We start from the raw sequence: 2,073 nt of genomic DNA on the forward strand, positions 1-2,073 counted from the left end.
GGAGTCCTTCCCTCCCAAGGGGAAGCGTAGGGCATCGAGATTGAGCCGGAGATAGCTATATGATTCTCGTTTGCCATCTTCACGCAGTCCGCGAAACCTGCCACGCTCTCCTCAGGAGTCCTGTTGAGATTCTTGAGGTTGTGCATACGGCTTGCGGAAACGTTCAGCTTTACCTTCTTGCACCCGCAGTCTATTGCTCTCTGAACGCCGCGAGTGTTCGGGATTAGTGCACGGAGCTCCACATCTTCAGGAACGTCGCCGATACGCTTGAAGATTTCGTCAGTGTCGGCCATCTGGGGGACTTTCTTGGGGTGCATGAACGATCCGACCTCGATAACCTTATAGCCTGCGTCGATAGCTCCCCGCAAAAGCTCCAGTTTCTGCTCAGTTGTGGGGATAACCTTTTCATTCTGGAGGCCGTCGCGGAGTCCGACCTCACACATCGTAACTTTTTCGGGTAAGTGCATCATTAGTCGATACCGTTAGCGGCAAAATATGCCTTTGCGACTTCGAGGCATCTTGCAGCGTGTCCGGCATTTCCGCGAGCCTGAATTTCCTTCAGGTTGGGCAGCTCAATCGACAGCGGAATATTCGGCATAGCCTTAATCATATCAGCTATCTTCACGTCGCCTTCACCGGGATAGTAGCGGGCCTCACGAGCTGTGTACAGCATCAGGTTATCCTTGATGTTGTCGAGCACGGTATCTTTGCACTCTGCGCCCTCAGGAGCCGGGCCGTCGCACAGATGGATGAAGTTGAAGTACTTGCGCGGTGTACGTGCAAGCTCTGCGCCGGTTACGCCTGCTCTGCCTGCGTGAAGAGTGTCGACCATCACGAACACGTTATCACGGCCAAGATCGTCTATCAGCGTAATATCTTCCTGAAGGTTGCGGACTCCAGCCCACGGAAGAAACTCAATGTTGAACTTGAGGCCGAACTCTTTTGCCATGTCGGCGACCTTGCCTGCTGTGTCGGTGTACCACGCGCGATCACGTGTCCACACGCTGCCGAGAACGTCAGTTGCTCCGAGCTTGGCCGCTGCCTCAAACGCGGGCTTGTACTCGTTGATGTCGAGGTCCTTGCGGATACGTGCAAGCTCAATGTCCATTAAGGGCATATCGTATTCTTTCAGAGCCTTCTTGATTGCGTCGAACAGTTCGGGGTCTTTCTGCGGTAAGAACTCCGGCTCACCGGGCAGATGCATGGGAATTGTGCGGAGGCTGACGAAATCATAGCCTGCTTCTTTGGCGATCTTGATCTGGTTTACTGGGTCAACGCCGGGAATTGTGAGATAAGCTAGTGAGAATTTGCGTGCCATAACATGAACTCCTTTCTGTTAATGAACAAAAGCCGCCCTGAACTAGCGACGGCATAACTTCGAGATGACTACTTGCCCGCGAGAATGTCCATCAATGTCTGGCGCATAACATCCAGCGGCACAGCTTTTCCGCCCGTCCAAAGCTGGATCTGACGCAGCCCCTGATACAGCGACATTCCGAGTCCGTTGATGACCATCTTGCAGCCTGCTTCCTTCGCTTCCTTGAGGAATCTTGTTTCAGCGGGGTTGTAGGTTGCGTCAAAGCAAATGTGCTCCGGCTTCAGGAACTTCTTATCAACGCAGGTATATTCCTCTTTGCCGCGCATTCCGAGTCCCGAAAGGTTGAGGATGATGTCTGTTTCTTCGAGGGCTTTAGCGATGCCTGCCTCGTCAGCTGCTCTTACGGGAACGCACACGCCGGGGTAGAACTTGTTGATCTCTGCGCTGAGGGTCTCGCACTTCTCTGAACGTGAGGAGATGTAGATCTTCTTTGCGCCCTCCTCCGCAAGCTCAAGGCAGACGCTCCTGCCCGTTCCGCCAGCTCCGAACGAAAACATAGTTTTTCCCTTGATGACGCAGCCGTGCTCCTTGATGTCGCGGAGAGCACCGTAGCCGTCAGTGTTGTAGCCGACGAGTTTGCCGCCTTCGGTCTTGACGACGGTGTTGGAGCTGCCGATCTTCTTGCACAGTGGGTCAAGGTCGTCGAGGTACTGCATGACGTTTTCCTTGTTGGGCTTGGTGACTGCGCAGCCCAA

The 2,073-nt window shown here is 54.0% G+C and carries 3 protein-coding genes; all 3 read right to left on the reverse strand.

The genetic code is table 11. The features are described from left to right. A partial coding sequence (locus IJT02_04465) for a hydroxymethylglutaryl-CoA lyase (GenBank protein MBQ7544179.1) occupies positions 1–470 on the reverse strand: 470 nt, incomplete at its 3' end. Further along, entirely contained in the window at positions 470–1,318 is an 849-nt protein-coding gene (locus tag IJT02_04470; protein ID MBQ7544180.1) for a sugar phosphate isomerase/epimerase, read from the reverse strand. The genes IJT02_04470 and IJT02_04465, both read right to left, overlap by 1 nt. A 68-nt stretch (positions 1,319–1,386) precedes the next feature. After that, positions 1,387–2,073 (reverse strand): shikimate dehydrogenase (locus IJT02_04475; GenBank protein ID MBQ7544181.1); only part of this gene is annotated, 687 nt, incomplete at its 5' end.

Source organism: Synergistaceae bacterium (assembly GCA_017450125.1).
Taxonomy (GTDB): Bacteria; Synergistota; Synergistia; order Synergistales; family Aminobacteriaceae; genus JAFUXM01.